General features: G+C 49.3%; 9 protein-coding genes, 3 rRNA genes and 1 riboswitch. Of the genes, 1 reads left to right on the top strand and 11 read right to left on the bottom strand.

Annotated features, from left to right (window positions below):
• The 5 genes from RIN67_RS00945 to RIN67_RS00925 all read right to left on the bottom strand — a co-directional run bounded on the left by RIN67_RS00945 (position 1) and on the right by RIN67_RS00925 (position 4,645).
• Positions 1 to 621, bottom strand: coding sequence for an orotidine 5'-phosphate decarboxylase / HUMPS family protein (locus RIN67_RS00945; protein WP_264999531.1), 621 nt, complete (start codon positions 619 to 621; stop codon positions 1 to 3).
• Entirely contained in the window at positions 621 to 1,583 is a 963-nt protein-coding gene (locus tag RIN67_RS00940; RefSeq protein ID WP_264999532.1) for a sugar kinase, read from the bottom strand. Before RIN67_RS00940 ends, RIN67_RS00945 begins: the two co-directional genes overlap by 1 nt.
• A gap of 27 nt (positions 1,584 to 1,610) precedes the next feature.
• Positions 1,611 to 2,900, bottom strand: coding sequence for a gluconate:proton symporter (locus RIN67_RS00935; RefSeq protein WP_264999533.1), 1,290 nt, complete (start codon positions 2,898 to 2,900; stop codon positions 1,611 to 1,613).
• A gap of 1 nt (position 2,901) precedes the next feature.
• Positions 2,902 to 3,651: a sugar phosphate isomerase/epimerase family protein gene (locus tag RIN67_RS00930; RefSeq protein ID WP_264999534.1), complete on the bottom strand. Its 750-nt coding sequence runs from the start codon at positions 3,649 to 3,651 to the stop codon at positions 2,902 to 2,904.
• 337 nt (positions 3,652 to 3,988) lie between these two features.
• A complete protein-coding gene (locus RIN67_RS00925) occupies positions 3,989 to 4,645 on the bottom strand; it encodes an SDR family oxidoreductase (RefSeq protein ID WP_264999535.1) in 657 nt (218 codons plus the stop codon).
• Positions 4,646 to 4,936: 291 nt separating this feature from the next.
• Between RIN67_RS00925 and RIN67_RS00920 the strand changes: the two genes are divergently transcribed.
• The gene (locus RIN67_RS00920; protein WP_024747024.1) at positions 4,937 to 5,281 is read left to right on the top strand and encodes a hypothetical protein; all 345 of its coding nucleotides are present in this window, start codon (positions 4,937 to 4,939) and stop codon (positions 5,279 to 5,281) included.
• Between the two features lie 58 nt (positions 5,282 to 5,339).
• Here the strand turns inward: RIN67_RS00920 and RIN67_RS00915 are convergent, their stop codons facing one another.
• From RIN67_RS00915 to RIN67_RS00890, 6 genes are all read right to left on the bottom strand, one after another.
• Positions 5,340 to 5,903, bottom strand: coding sequence for a peroxiredoxin (locus RIN67_RS00915; protein WP_107739591.1), 564 nt, complete (start codon positions 5,901 to 5,903; stop codon positions 5,340 to 5,342).
• A gap of 213 nt (positions 5,904 to 6,116) precedes the next feature.
• Positions 6,117 to 6,279, top strand: a riboswitch (M-box (ykoK) riboswitch).
• A gap of 744 nt (positions 6,280 to 7,023) precedes the next feature.
• Complete coding sequence (locus RIN67_RS00910; protein ID WP_264999536.1) at positions 7,024 to 8,307, bottom strand: cation:dicarboxylate symporter family transporter; 1,284 nt, start codon at positions 8,305 to 8,307, stop codon at positions 7,024 to 7,026.
• A gap of 291 nt (positions 8,308 to 8,598) precedes the next feature.
• A 5S ribosomal RNA gene (gene rrf, locus RIN67_RS00905) occupies positions 8,599 to 8,715 on the bottom strand.
• Between the two features lie 64 nt (positions 8,716 to 8,779).
• A 23S ribosomal RNA gene (locus RIN67_RS00900) occupies positions 8,780 to 11,695 on the bottom strand.
• Positions 11,696 to 11,910: 215 nt separating this feature from the next.
• A 16S ribosomal RNA gene (locus RIN67_RS00895) occupies positions 11,911 to 13,476 on the bottom strand.
• The 16S, 23S and 5S rRNA genes sit together here, the layout of an rRNA operon.
• Positions 13,477 to 13,963: 487 nt before the next feature.
• Positions 13,964 to 15,178, bottom strand: a complete 1,215-nt coding sequence (locus tag RIN67_RS00890) for an MFS transporter (protein WP_264999597.1) — start codon at positions 15,176 to 15,178, stop codon at positions 13,964 to 13,966.
• Positions 15,179 to 15,264: the final 86 nt, after the last annotated feature.

The following is a 15,264-nucleotide window of genomic DNA, read 5'->3' as shown; positions in this document are numbered from 1 at the left end:
TTAGTGAATTGCCTCCATAAATGTCTGAGCTGCAGCAACGGGATCCGCTGTTTTAATAATCGCGCTTCCCACAATAACGGACTCTGCGATTCCTTGCCGGGCTAATTTCCGTGCCATATCTAGGTCAATTCCACCGGCCACTGAAACGTGCTGAACTTGCGGAAACTTCTGGTGAAAGTCCGCCACCGTTGCTGCAGCATCAAATCCAGCCTGAGAATCCTTGGCATGGTGAATCCCATAAATCGCGTGGGTAAAGTCCGCAATCTTCGCAATTCGGTCATCGCCCGTCTCCATCAAATCAATAAAAAGTTGTTTGTGCACTGATTCAGCAACTTGATAGACACCATCTAACATATCCGGTGCACCGGCGCCCATTGCCGTTAAAATATCGCCTACAGCAAAACCCTTCTCAAATTCGTAAACGCCTTCGTCAATCGTCTTCAAGTCCAACAACAACTTGGCATGGGTCAGTGTAGGTAATGCGGCATGAATTTGCTCTAGTCCGTAATCTTTCACCAGAGAAGTTCCTAATTCAATCGTATCAACTTTAGTATCTAACTGCTTGACCAACGCCACCGCTTTATCGAGAGTAACTCGATCAATCGCAACTTGTAAGTCCATTAGTCTTCTGTAACTCCTTCCGCTTGATAAAATGCCCGTAATTTTTCGGGGGTTGGGTAACCATCATTGTCGCCAAATGTCTGAACTTGCATGGCCCCAACAGCATTTCCCCGCATAACGGCCGACCGTAGTGTCTTCTTTTCCAACAATGCCGTAATGACGCCTAAGGCAAAGCCATCCCCGGCACCCACGGTATCCACAACCTTAGCGACCTTAAACCCTTTGACCAAATAACTTTCGCCGTTAGCTTGTTTAACGTACGCCCCGGCTGGCCCTACTTTTACAATCACAACTTGAGTCCAAGCACCTTGTAAGTAAAAATCGGCAATCTTTTCCGGATCATCCGAGCCCATCAATAACTTGCCCTCTTCAACTCCAGGCAACACAATCGTTGCATGTCCCGCCAGCTCGTTTAGCGTCGTTGCCATCTTTTGGCGATCCGGCCATAAAGATAAGCGTAAATTCGGGTCAAAGGTCGTCAGGATATCCCGTTCCTCTAACCTCGCTAATAGCGCACGGAAAGTTGCTTCCGCCGTGGCTGAGATTGCCGGAAAGATTCCCGACATGTGGGCCGCTTTAACGCCCGTTAAATCAATCTGATCAATAACTTCAGGCGTCAAATGTGCGGCTGCAGACCCGCGCCGATAATTGTGAATTTCGGGATCGCCATGGGTAACCAAATCCTTTAGTTGAAAAGCCGTCCAATAATCTGGCACTCGGGTAATATAGTCCGTGCCAACGTGATGGTGTTTAATCGTCTTAATGACGTAATCTCCCAGAGGTTCTTGTCCCACTTGGGAAATATAATCAACGGAATGCCCGAGACGTTTTGCACCAATTGCGACGTTTAACTCCGCACCGCCCATGATTTTTTGAAAATCCAAGGCGTCTGCTAACGAGACATCCGGTTCTTTCGAGGCAAACGTTACAATCGGTTCGCCAATCGTCATAATTTCACTCATAATCATATCCTCATTTCTGGGTCAGTTTTAGCCAAAGAATAAATAAACTAGTACTTCGTTAATAATTGAGACTACCCACATGACGGGCACCCCGTGCTTTAGAAACGCCTTAGTCGAGACCTTCATATAATTTAGTCCCCAGACATTCCATGATTGGGTAATGTCGGTCGAAACGGCCATCAAAGTTGGCACGTACAGCAGTGGTAAAAGGAAGCCATCGCTGAACAACCCCAGGCCTGATAGAACCGCCGCGGTTGCTGCACCAGCCCCCCATACATGGAAGGGACCTCGAAACATCGCCAACGGTGCTAAAACACCAAAAGCTAACGCTAAAATCAGCATATTATGAGGCAAAACCGCTTCGAATAACGGCCGGAATCTGACCGCATCCATTGAAGCAGCACCACTAAACATGATCAGGGCCATTAAGAACATGATGAGTCCCGCAATATCACTAATGGCTTGCTTAATTGTGCTGTTCAAAAAATCAACGAATTTTTGATAGCCTTTAAACTTCCCGGTCAGGCCCATTGCCAGTAAGGTAGCGAGCGTAAGCGCGGGAATGGCATCCCATTTAAACAGCATGTTCATCATCACGGGAACAATGGGCACAATAAATGCCAACTTAGGTACCTTAACATCTGCAACCGCTTGAGTTTCCGCCCCAATGATTTTCAGATTCTCATTAGCCTTACTAGCGTCAATCCGTTTTCGGTGCCAAAAGACAAATCCCATCACCGCAACCAGTTGAACTAGGGTGGCACAAACTCCGAATACTAAGTACTTACCCCCGTACTCTGCGCGCGGGAAAAATGCCTTAATCTGGTTATATAGCACCACGTTTAAATACATCGGTGCACCAATCGCCATTGAAAAAGCAGATAAAGCAATGTCCCGTGGTAACCCAACCGATAACATGATGGGTAATAGGATAACCCCAATGGCAATCACGGATCCCACACCATAGGCACTCACAAAGATAAATGCCGTTACAATAATGACCAGCATCACGGCCAGTACCGGCTGCTTCTTCCCTACCTTGTTCGTTGCTTCTGAAATAGCCGGTGCAATCCCGCTGTCGACTAAAACCCGGCCAAACCAGGAGCCAAAAATAATGTAAATAATTGTCGGTCCGTAATTAAGCGCTGGATCCGCAAAAACCTTCTGAATCACCTGACTAGCAGGAACCTGACCAATCACGGCCCAAAGAATTGCCATGATGAAGAAACCAATCATCAGGTTTCCGCCCTTTACGATGTAATAGATAAAACCAACAAATGTCAGAAGTAGCAGTACTGCACTAATGGTTGAACCCATCCTAATCACCTACTCCCTGGCGGAATACTTGAATTTGTTGCGCAATCTGTTGATCACTAGCCATTGGGTACTCCAGTGCAAAGTCCACGTCGTGTGGAAGGTAGGTCAACAGGTGGCGCCAGTCATACATTCCTGTATCTAAATCATCCGTTGTGACTAACTTGCCAGCAACCGCTTGGGTGTTCTTTAAATGAATATAGTGCGTATACGGTGCTAACGCTTGGGCACTAGCCTGTGCATCGCCGTGGGTAAATGCCCAGTTCCCTAAGTCGTAAACGTAACCCACGTTGGCTGAAGTTTGTTGACGAACAGCCTCTAAAAACGTCTTAAGCGCCGGAACGGTTCCCGAAACCGCCGTTTGGTCATTCTCAACATTGAGCTCGATTTGATCAAGTGGTAACCGACTTAAGGCCGTTGCCAAATCTCCCGTGAAGCGATCAAAGTGGCCCGTATTAAACTTGATTTTACGAATCCCCATTGCTTGACCTTCCGCAAAATACATAGGCAACTTGGGATTCAATTGTCCCGTATCTGTAAACAATTCATCAGGAACACTGTAGTTGACCACCAGACCAGCATTTTGAGCAGCTCGATGAATCGCCCGTGTCTCAGTAGGAAGATCCGTAAAGTATTCACGTCGTACCTCAATACCGTCCGCACCCAACCGCGCTACCCGACTAACTAAATCGACCTGCGAGGTCCCCTGAGCAACGGCTTGTTCAAAAATCCAAGTATTTAAAATTAAAGTCATTGTGTTTTCCTCCGTTAAAGGGTGTCCATGTAAGATTGACGAACACATTATGGTCAAAATCTCCTAGCCCACTCAGTCGCTAACTGAAATGTTATCGTCAATCACGTTATTTGATGATCAGAAAGTACTTTATGATTTCATGAGTTATGGTAAACGTTTTCCAAAAGTTTGTCAAACGTTTTCCTAATCGCAAAGCTCTTTATTAATCTAAATATACATGAATTTATAGGCCAAATTCCCCCAACCATCGCCTTTTTAAGGTTAACGTTTTCCTAAAAATAAATTAAAAAAACGCCACAATGGACTCGTCCATTATGACGTTTGATCACCTATGTAATTATCCGTTATTTCCCGACAACTGGTCCAACAACTCCGGCAAACTCAGCGTTCCACTCAGCAGCGGAACAGTCTTGCCAATCGTCCGGTCGTCATGGAGTGCAGCCACCAGAAAGGCGGCCACGTCGGCCCGGGAGATACTCCCTACGGCTAACGGATCACTCTGGAAGCGTCCGGTCGGTGCGTGAAAGGACAGCGCGCCGGGCTCCACGATGGTGTAGGCCAAGTGGGTCTGATGGGTCAGCCAATGGTCGGCGTAAAATTTCGCAACGTATAGCGGCTTCAACGGGTCAGCCCACCGATTACGGTCTTCCGCAAACAGCATGCTGATCATCAAGAACCGCGGAACCCCCGCGATTTCCGCAGCCTGCATGGTCTTGACCGCCCCGTCCAGGTCGATCAACAGGGTCATATCATCCTTAGTCCGACCACCAGAACCGGCCGCAAAGATCACGGCATCCACCCCCAGCATCGCACTAGCTAGGTGCTCCGGCTTACGTAAAAGGTCGATTCGCCGGACAGTCACGCCCAAGTCTTCCCAATCCTCGCCGTCTTCCACGGGACTCAAACCCGCCAGCGGCACATCGCCGCGTTGCCGTAACTGGGTCACTAACTGGCGGCCAACCTGTCCGTTGGCCCCCACAACTAACACTTGCATCTTCCGATAACTCCCCTTTCCCGCATCCATCGCGGGTGGTCTGCTGACTAGGCCGTTAGTGAGTTTTCTCACCGACCTAGCCGTCTAGGTTCTTATTATACACTACGGCGCCGTAGCGCTCACCGCCTGGCAAATCGATGAGAATATCTACTGGTTGGTCAAATTGAAAACGGAATCACCCGAAAAATGATTGCGGGAGACTTTACCCGACCACAAAATGTGCCATAATAGATTTAGAAGACTGATCAGCGGTGGTCAGCAGCATGAGTATTTTAGAGGAGGTTCCACGCTTTGGCAGATTCAACTTTAATCACGGACTTAGACGAAGGCGCACAAGACACGGCGTTAACTGAGTTCGCCCACTTTTATTTGCGGCACTACAAGACCAACGATTTGGAAATCTTATCTGATTTTCGGGTCGACTATTCAATGAACGATATCAACACCTACCTGTTTGAAAACCGGTTCTTCTCCCCCGACCAATTGATCGCTGGTGTTCTGCGGAACAAGCGGCAATTGTTCCTCAACATCTTAAAGACCGTGGGGATTGCATACAACGCCGATGGTTCCTTAAAGGACACGACTTGGGAAGATTGGTACGCCCAACGGTACGCTCAAATCAAGCAAGGTCTGTAATTCTTAAATCTATAAAAAAGGGAGCGGAAAAATCCGCTCCCTTTTGTCATGTCTAAGTTTAAAGTTTCCCGACCAAATCGGTCCCTGGCTTCAGAGTTGCATCGCCCTTGTGCCAGTTTGCGGGGCAGACCCGGTCACCGTGCTCAGCCACGAACTGAGCGGCAGTCAACGTCCGTAAGACTTCCTCGGCATTCCGGCCAATCCCCATGTCATTGATCGTGTAGGAACGGACTTTGCCTGCCGGATCCAGAATAAAGACGCCCCGGTAAGCTTGACCCAAGTCCGCGTTTAAGACTTGGTAATGCCGCGCTAAGGTGCCCGCCGGGTCGGCCAACATCGGATACGCGACCTTACCGACCTCAGGGCTCTGTTCGTGCCAGGCCTGATGCACGAACTCCGTGTCCTCGGAAACACTGTAGATTTCGGCGTTTTGGGCCTTAAATGCTGCGTAGTGGTCCGCTAAGTCGCCTAATTCCGTTGGACAAACGAATGAAAAATCAGCTGGGTAAAAGAAGAGAATGGACCAGTGGCCTAAGAGATCCTGTGTCGTGACCGCGTGAACGTCCCCATCCTGATAAGCGTTGACTTGAAAATCGGGTAATTCGGTTCCAATAAAGTTCATAAAAAAACTAGCTCCCCTCAAATTCTAATCTCTGACTCTTCTTTAGCATACGCGTTTTTCACTCACTAGTCAAGAATCATTCTAAACTAGTTGGCTGGACTAATTTACGAAACTTCCCCTCCGAAAATTGCGTTCAACGCGCCAGTCTGAGTCCAGTCGACGTGTTTTGGTTGCGTTTTGGCCAACCATCCTTTATACTAACCAGTGTAATCAATTAGAAGCTGTTAGGTGAGGCTCCTATACGGAAAATGCTACTACTCAGAAACATCGAGAGATGCCAATGAGTCAGCTGTTCAGGTCAACGAAGGCCTGATCTAATGTAGCTGTTGAACAAACTACGCCGTATAGTGCTAAAACTCAACGACTAGCCTGTTTTTAACTCGCATGAATTTCGATGCGCTCAGCTAGTCGTTGCTGAGCGCTTTTAATTTATCTAGACTTTGACCTTAAAGGAGGTGGGAACGATGACAACAGTTAAAGATGACCCCGGATCGTGTTGTGATCACTTGCCGGTGGGAAAGTTCGTCAGCGTTCACACCTCTTGGTTGACGCTTTGACGTGACCGCGACCCGCTTTCCCGTCTCGGACGCCGTTGCTTGATACGGCGATCGATGCCGACTGCATTAAAGCTACTTGTTCGGTTCGCCGTTTACCTCAAACGGGATCAACGTTGTGGTTGATCAGCTAGCCGTTTGACTTTCTCGAATTCGTTTGGGAACCGACCAGTAGCCCCGTCTACGGACCATCCAAGCTTGAGCCACCCCGTTTTTTCGGCCCAATCCAGCCATGATGCATTGACGTGCTAGCCAGGATTCTGTCGCGTTCCGCGACCTTGGGCTTCACCGTTGAAGGAATTCAGCGGGGAGAAAGTGGCCAGTGACTGACGCCGTGTCCGTTTGAACGCCAAGATGCCGTTTACATCGAAAAGTCTCGTTATGCCAAGCCGTCATCGAACGGTTAACCATGGTCACTTGGCAACCCCATGGGCTGATGGGAATCACCCCGCAAGCGCGCCCAGTGTGACCTGATTGCGCTGGCATAACGCCAACAACTCTTGATCATAAAAAACGCACCTATCAGATTATTAACAATCTGACAGGTGCGTTTTGTGTTTCAGCGGTTAAGCTTCCTTATGCCGAATCTGGGCTAAGTAGGCCTGACTCTTTTCTTCACTGAATTCATGTTCCGACTTACCGATGACCACCGTGGCTAAGGAGTTCCCCACCACGTTGACTGCGGTCCGGCCCATATCTACCAGCCGGTCGATGCCGGCGATAAAGGTCAACCCACTCATTGGCACACCAATCGTCGAGACGGTCGCCAACAGAACCACAAAGGACGCTCCGGGCACCCCGGCCATCCCTTTACTGGTAATCATCAAGACCACCAGCAAGGTAATCTGTTGCCCCAGACTCAGGTGAATGTTGTAGGCCTGAGCTAAGAATAAGGCGGCCAGTGATTGATAGATAGCGGATCCATCCAGGTTGAACGTGTAGCCAGTCGGAATCACGAAGGACACGATACCTTGACTGACCCCGAACTTATCCATCTTATCGATTAGCCGCGGTAACGTGGCTTCCGAACTGGCCGTGGAGAAGGCCAAGACGGCTTCATCCTTGATCACCACTAAGAGTTCCCAGAGCCGGAACCCGAAGAGCCGGGCAACCAGTCCCATGAAGACCAGGATGAACAGGAGCATGGTCCCGTACGCCAGTACGATGAAGTATCCCAACGGTGCTAGGGCCGACAGACCCATTTGCGCAATCGTGACCCCAATCAAGGCACAGACCCCGATGGGTGCCGTGTGCATGACCCAGTTTGTGACTTTGAACATGACTTGTGAAACGGCGTCCAGGAAGTCAATGATGATCTTACCCTTTTCACCGATAGCCGCCGTTCCTAATCCGAAGAAGACGGAGAAGAAGATGACTGGCATCATGTCCCCTTCACCCAACGACTTGAAGAAGTTGGTCGGGATGATGCCCATGAGGGTCGACCAGATACCCGTATTCTTGGCTGATTTGGCCGTAGAGACGTATTGACTGATATCCGTACTATGTAGTTGATGAATGTCAATAAACGTCCCAGGATGGAAAATATTCCCAATCAGCAGACCTAACGCAATCGCGATGGTGGTCATGATTTCGAAGTAGATAATGGTCTTCCCACCGACCCGACCGAGTTTCTTGATATCGCCCATGTTGGCGATACCGACAGTCAGACACGAGACCACGATTGGCAGCACGATCATTTGGATCAGGCCGATAAACATGTTCCCAATATTCTGCATGGCGGTGATGGCGAGTTTATTCTCGTAGAAGACCGCTCCAAGTACGATTCCCAAGATTAAGCCAATCAGGATTTGCCATCCCAGGCTTAATCGGTAGTTCCGATACCTTTTCATCTTTTTTTCCACCCATTCCTAGTCTTAAGTTGATTTTCAAACTCTTTCACCAAAACATCACTTCACTATCATAGCACACGGACCGTCATCCGACGCAGCCCAGTGACCATGTTGCCCGATAATCTGGTGGTTGCTTAACCAAGCCGTCTACCATACTAAGCCTTAAGCACCACCGAGCTTTGAAAGCCCGGTCGCGTAACCGGTTTCTATGGTTTTCTTGACTAACAGTTCAGCCATTTAAATTGGCGTGAAAATACAAAAAAAGAACCCAATCACTGGGTTCTTCACGTCGCGTGGCAACGTCCTATCCTTGCAGGGGGCGATCCCCCAACTACTTTTGGCGTGCTGAAGCTTAACTTCTGTGTTCGGCATGGGAACAGGTGTATCCTTCAGGCTATCGCCACCACACTATAAGAGAACTTATTCCCTCAAAACTAGCTACTACCAATTATTCTCTTGAGAACACCATTACTTGGTTAAGTCCTCGACCGATTAGTACTGGTCCGCTCCACACCTCACGGTGCTGCTACTTCCAGCCTATCTACCTGATCATCTCTCAGGGGTCTTACTTCCATATAGGAATGGGAAATCTCATCTCGAGGCGAGTTTCACACTTAGATGCTTTCAGCGTTTATCTCATCCATACATAGCTACCCAGCGATGCGCCTGGCGGCACAACTGGTACACCAGCGGTATGTCCATCCCGGTCCTCTCGTACTAAGGACAGCTCCTCTCAAATTTCCTACGCCCGCGACGGATAGGGACCGAACTGTCTCACGACGTTCTGAACCCAGCTCGCGTACCGCTTTAATGGGCGAACAGCCCAACCCTTGGGACCGACTACAGCCCCAGGATGCGATGAGCCGACATCGAGGTGCCAAACCTCCCCGTCGATGTGGACTCTTGGGGGAGATAAGCCTGTTATCCCCAGGGTAGCTTTTATCCGTTGAGCGATGGCCCTTCCATACGGTACCACCGGATCACTAAGCCCGACTTTCGTCCCTGCTCGACCTGTCTGTCTCGCAGTCAAGCTCTCTTCTGCCTTTACACTCGACGAATGATTTCCAACCATTCTGAGAGAACCTTTGGGCGCCTCCGTTACTTTTTAGGAGGCGACCGCCCCAGTCAAACTGCCCACCTGACACTGTCTCCCACCACGATAAGTGGTGCGGGTTAGAGTGTTCACACAGCGAGGGTCGTATCCCACCAGCGCCTCCATCGAAACTAGCGTTCCGATATCTACGGCTCCGACCTATCCTGTACAAGCTGTGTCAACACCCAATATCAAGCTACAGTAAAGCTCCATGGGGTCTTTCCGTCCTGTCGCGGGTAACCTGCATCTTCACAGGTACTATAATTTCACCGAGTCTCTTGTTGAGACAGTGCCCAGATCGTTACGCCTTTCGTGCGGGTCGGAACTTACCCGACAAGGAATTTCGCTACCTTAGGACCGTTATAGTTACGGCCGCCGTTTACTGGGGCTTCATTTCTGGGCTTCGCCGAAGCTAACTCATCCACTTAACCTTCCAGCACCGGGCAGGCGTCAGCCCCTATACGTCATCTTACGATTTTGCAGAAACCTGTGTTTTTGATAAACAGTCGCCTGGGCCTTTTCACTGCGGCTACACTTGCGTGTAGCACCCCTTCTCCCGAAGTTACGGGGTCATTTTGCCGAGTTCCTTAACAAGAGTTCACTCGCTCACCTTAGGATACTCTCCTCGACTACCTGTGTCGGTTTGCGGTACGGGTAATTAATGTCTAACTAGAAGCTTTTCTCGGCAGTGTGACGTGGAGCACTTCCCTACTAAAATTCGGTCCCCGTCACGTCTTGTCCTTAGTGATAAGCATTTGACTCATCACCAGACTTAACGCTTGGACGCACATTTCCAATCGTGCGCATGCTTTAGCCTCCTGCGTCCCTCCATCGTTCAAACAACATTAACTAGTACAGGAATATCAACCTGTTATCCATCGCCTACGCCTCTCGGCCTCGGCTTAGGTCCCGACTAACCCTGGGAGGACGAGCCTTCCCCAGGAAACCTTAGTCATTCGGTGGATCGGATTCTCACTGATCTTTCGCTACTCATACCGGCATTCTCACTTCTAAGCGCTCCACTAGTCCTTGCGGTCTAACTTCGTCGCCCTTAGAACGCTCTCCTATCACGCAACATAGTTGCGTCCACAATTTCGGTAATGTGCTTAGCCCCGGTATATTTTCGGCGCAGAGTCACTCGGCTAGTGAGCTATTACGCACTCTTTAAATGGTGGCTGCTTCTGAGCCAACATCCTAGCTGTCTATGCAATTCCACATCCTTTTCCACTTAGCACATATTTAGGGACCTTAATTGGTGGTCTGGGCTGTTCCCCTTTCGACGGTGGATCTTATCACTCATCGTCTGACTCCCGGATATAAATCTGTGGCATTCGGAGTTTATCTGAATTCAGTAACCCATGACGGGCCCCTAGTCCAAACAGTGGCTCTACCTCCACGATTCTTGACTCCGAGGCTAACCCTAAAGCTATTTCGGAGAGAACCAGCTATCTCCAAGTTCGTTTGGAATTTCACCGCTATCCACACCTCATCCCAGCATTTTTCAACATACACGGGTTCGGCCCTCCAGTGCGTTTTACCGCACCTTCAGCCTGGACATGGATAGATCACCTGGTTTCGGGTCTACGTCAATTTACTGAAACGCCCGTTTCAGACTCGCTTTCGCTGCGGCTCCGGTCTTTACACCTTAACCTTGCAAATTAACGTAACTCGCCGGTTCATTCTACAAAAGGCACGCTATCACCCATTAACGGGCTCTAACTAATTGTAGGCACATGGTTTCAGGAACTATTTCACTCCCCTTCCGGGGTGCTTTTCACCTTTCCCTCACGGTACTGGTTCACTATCGGTCACTAGGGAGTATTTAGCCTTGGGAGATGGTCCTCCCGGATTCCGACCAGGTTTCACGTGTCTGGCCGTACTCAGGATCCTGAACTGAGGGTCAACGATTTCATCTACGGGGGTATCACCCTCTCTGCCGTGCCTTCCCAGACACTTCGATTATCATTGACTTTGGTAACTCAAATGTTCAGTCCTACAACCCCAATGTGCAAGCACATTGGTTTGGGCTGTTCCCCGTTCGCTCGCCGCTACTTAGGGAATCGAATTTTCTTTCTCTTCCTGTGGGTACTTAGATGTTTCAGTTCCCCACGTCTGCCACAACTTGAGTATGTATTCGTCAAGTTGTAATCATCGGTAAAGATGATTGGGTTTCCCCATTCGGAAATCTCCGGATCAAAGCTTACGTACAGCTCCCCGAAGCATATCGGTGTTAGTCCCGTCCTTCATCGGCTCCTAGTACCAAGGCATTCACCATGCGCCCTTCATAACTTAACCTATTTATCACGACGTGATAAACGATTAATCGAGTATTAGCGATTTAAACTAATTAAAAAACTCAAAATAAACGCGGTGTTCTCGGTTTAATTATCTTAATAATTAAAGGAAAATAATTGATAGTATCTAGTTTTCAAAGAACAAGCTTGAGGGTAGACCCCTCAAAACTGACCATTGTTTCAACAAAATATGTGTAGCCTCCGTATATTCCTTAGAAAGGAGGTGATCCAGCCGCAGGTTCTCCTACGGCTACCTTGTTACGACTTCACCCTAATCATCTGTCCCACCTTAGACGGCTGGCTCCAAAAGGTTACCTCACCGGCTTTGGGTGTTACAAACTCTCATGGTGTGACGGGCGGTGTGTACAAGGCCCGGGAACGTATTCACCGCGGCATGCTGATCCGCGATTACTAGCGATTCCAACTTCATGTAGGCGAGTTGCAGCCTGCAATCCGAACTGAGAACGGCTTTAAGAGATTAGCTTAGCCTCGCGACTTTGCGACTCGTTGTACCGTCCATTGTAGCACGTGTGTAGCCCAGGTCATAAGGGGCATGATGATTTGACGTCATCCCCACCTTCCTCCGGTTTGTCACCGGCAGTCTCACCAGAGTGCCCAACTGAATGCTGGCAACTGATAATAAGGGTTGCGCTCGTTGCGGGACTTAACCCAACATCTCACGACACGAGCTGACGACAACCATGCACCACCTGTCATTCTGTCCCCGAAGGGAACGTCTTATCTCTAAGATTGGCAGAAGATGTCAAGACCTGGTAAGGTTCTTCGCGTAGCTTCGAATTAAACCACATGCTCCACCGCTTGTGCGGGCCCCCGTCAATTCCTTTGAGTTTCAACCTTGCGGTCGTACTCCCCAGGCGGAGTGCTTAATGCGTTAGCTGCGGCACTGAAGGGCGGAAACCCTCCAACACCTAGCACTCATCGTTTACGGCATGGACTACCAGGGTATCTAATCCTGTTCGCTACCCATGCTTTCGAGCCTCAGCGTCAGTTGCAGACTAGACAGCCGCCTTCGCCACTGGTGTTCTTCCATATATCTACGCATTCCACCGCTACACATGGAGTTCCACTGTCCTCTTCTGCACTCAAGTTCCCCAGTTTCCGATGCACTTCTTCGGTTAAGCCGAAGGCTTTCACATCAGACTTAAGAAACCGCCTGCGCTCGCTTTACGCCCAATAAATCCGGACAACGCTTGCCACCTACGTATTACCGCGGCTGCTGGCACGTAGTTAGCCGTGGCTTTCTGGTTGAATACCGTCACGATGTCAACAGTTACTCTGACACCCGTTCTTCTTCAACAACAGAGTTTTACGAGCCGAAACCCTTCTTCACTCACGCGGCATTGCTCCATCAGACTTGCGTCCATTGTGGAAGATTCCCTACTGCTGCCTCCCGTAGGAGTCTGGGCCGTGTCTCAGTCCCAATGTGGCCGATTACCCTCTCAGGTCGGCTACGCATCATCGCCTTGGTGAGCCGTTACCCCACCAACAAGCTAATGCGCCGCGGAACCATCCAGAAGTGATAGCCGAAGCCACCTTTCAAACAAAAACCATGCGGTTTTTGTTGTTATACGGTATTAGCACCTGTTTCCAAGTGTTATCCCCTGCTTCTGGGCAGGTTTTCCACGTGTTACTCACCAGTTCGCCACTCGTTCCAATGTTGAAATCAGTGCAAGCACGTCAATCAACGGGAACTCGTTCGACTTGCATGTATTAGGCATGCCGCCAGCGTTCGTCCTGAGCCAGGATCAAACTCTCATCTTAAAGATGATAAGCTCGAATAGCTCATCGATTGTTGTTACATTTTTAAAGCGAATTGACTTCGCAAATATTGCTTTGGGTTTGAATCTAAAATTCAAACCGCCCTACACATATTTGGTTTGTCGAAACAATGTTCAGTTTTCAAAGGTCTACCAAACTACCTGTTCAACAAGTAGCTTTATCAGTTTATCATCTAGCGATTATGTTGTCAACAAGAAATTTATTTAAATATTCCTCATTGATAAGTTACCGCTAAGCGACAACATAACTAATATATCATTTTATCCATGCTGTCGTCAAGCACTAATTTCAATCTCTTTCGTTGATTTCATCAGCGTTTCGCGACGACAACGTATATAACTATACCAACCGAGCCTCTAACCGTCAACTCTAATTTTCAAAAAAACACGATTATTTTTCAAAGGCAAACCATCCAATGGAAGCCCATGAAAAACAATCGTGTTCACCGGAGCAAACTCAGTGTTCGTAGCTATGACTTTCGTAAATTATTTCGATGATTGCGGACCACCGGGCTAACGCCCAGGGCAACCATCACAACCACTAGCCCATCAATGATCGCGCAGACCCAGAATAGACCAACGAAACCAGCCGCCTGGCCTACCAGCCAACCACCAAAGACCGGTCCCAGCGCCTTACCCAATGACGAAAAGGCGTTGACCAGTCCCTGGTATTTACCCTCGTTGCCCACCGTATAGGCATTGATCAGGGCCGGGACTCCCGGTACATAAACGGCCTCCCCCACCGTCAAGAGCGTCATGGCTACAAATAATGTTCCAACTTGATGGGCGCTACTTAATAGTAGAAATGATCCGCCAATGGCTAACAAACCACCCAGAATCTGCCACGGTAACACTCCCAAACGGCTTAATTTAGCCATCAAGGCTTGAACCACAATCAGCAACAACCCGTTATAGACCCACAGATAGCTGTAAATCTTAATGCTCAGCCCCACATCTTGAATGTAGACCGAGACGTTACTCATCCATTGCGCGTAGGTCCCCCACATCAAGACCAGGCTCAAGAGCAAGATCACCAGGGTAACTGGCGCTAACCGATACCTAGCACGGTGCGGACGTGTGGCAGTCTCAGCACCTTGATTCGTTGTGGCACTAGTCGCCACCGCCTGCCGGGAAACCACAAAGCGTCCTGCGTACCGGTGCCACAGCAGAATGGCCAGCAGATAGCACACCACTAACATGGCAAAGATGGGTTGCAGACTTTTCCGGAACAAGATCCCGATACTGGCCGTCCCCACGACTAGGCCCAGATTAATGAAGATATAGAGCAAGTTGAACAGCCGACTGTCCGCGTGGCTCAGTTGGGCCGTTACCGTGGTGACCAGGGTCAGCATGATTCCGGTCAACAGGCCGAAAATGACCAGTACCAGCGGGTAACCCACCAGGTCGTTCCACCAGAACCCGACGCCTGCATCCAGGATCAACGCGGCTAAGGTCACCTGGCCAACGCGTTTCACCGGCCACCGGTCACCCAGCACACCACCCAGATAGCCGCCCAACACGTTGCAGCCCGAGTAAGCCGCTAAGATCCACCCGCTGACCACCAGGTTGAGGTGCAGGTCATTATGTAAATAAATCGTGGTCAACGGCCACATCACGCTATATGCCGTGTTGACCAAGAACCCTAGGACCAGTAATGGCCACATTTTCCGAATCGTTTTTACCATATCAATTAATCTCTACCTTCCCTTTGCCATCATCGTATCATAATAGAAGAAACACTTTCCAGTCGCTAGGTAAGTCACCGACAATC

Origin of the sequence: Levilactobacillus namurensis (assembly GCF_032197885.1) — a bacterium.
Lineage (GTDB): Bacteria > Bacillota > Bacilli > Lactobacillales > Lactobacillaceae > Levilactobacillus > Levilactobacillus namurensis_A.
The sequence above is the reverse complement of the archived record's forward strand: the minus strand, read 5'-3'. Positions and strand labels throughout refer to the sequence as shown.

Bases quoted from the DNA above. Each gene is read 5' to 3' on its own strand.
- RIN67_RS00910 (WP_264999536.1), bottom strand. From the start codon at position 8,307: ATGAAAAGGTATCGGAACTACCGATTAAGCCTGGGATGGCAAATCCTG.
- RIN67_RS00940 (WP_264999532.1), bottom strand. From the start codon at position 1,583: ATGAGTGAAATTATGACGATTGGCGAACCGATTGTAACGTTTGCCTCG.
- RIN67_RS00930 (WP_264999534.1), bottom strand. From the start codon at position 3,651: ATGACTTTAATTTTAAATACTTGGATTTTTGAACAAGCCGTTGCTCAG.
- RIN67_RS00925 (WP_264999535.1), bottom strand. From the start codon at position 4,645: ATGCAAGTGTTAGTTGTGGGGGCCAACGGACAGGTTGGCCGCCAGTTA.
- RIN67_RS00915 (WP_107739591.1), bottom strand. From the start codon at position 5,903: ATGAACTTTATTGGAACCGAATTACCCGATTTTCAAGTCAACGCTTAT.
- RIN67_RS00935 (WP_264999533.1), bottom strand. From the start codon at position 2,900: ATGGGTTCAACCATTAGTGCAGTACTGCTACTTCTGACATTTGTTGGT.
- RIN67_RS00890 (WP_264999597.1), bottom strand. From the start codon at position 15,178: ATGGTAAAAACGATTCGGAAAATGTGGCCATTACTGGTCCTAGGGTTC.
- RIN67_RS00945 (WP_264999531.1), bottom strand. From the start codon at position 621: ATGGACTTACAAGTTGCGATTGATCGAGTTACTCTCGATAAAGCGGTG.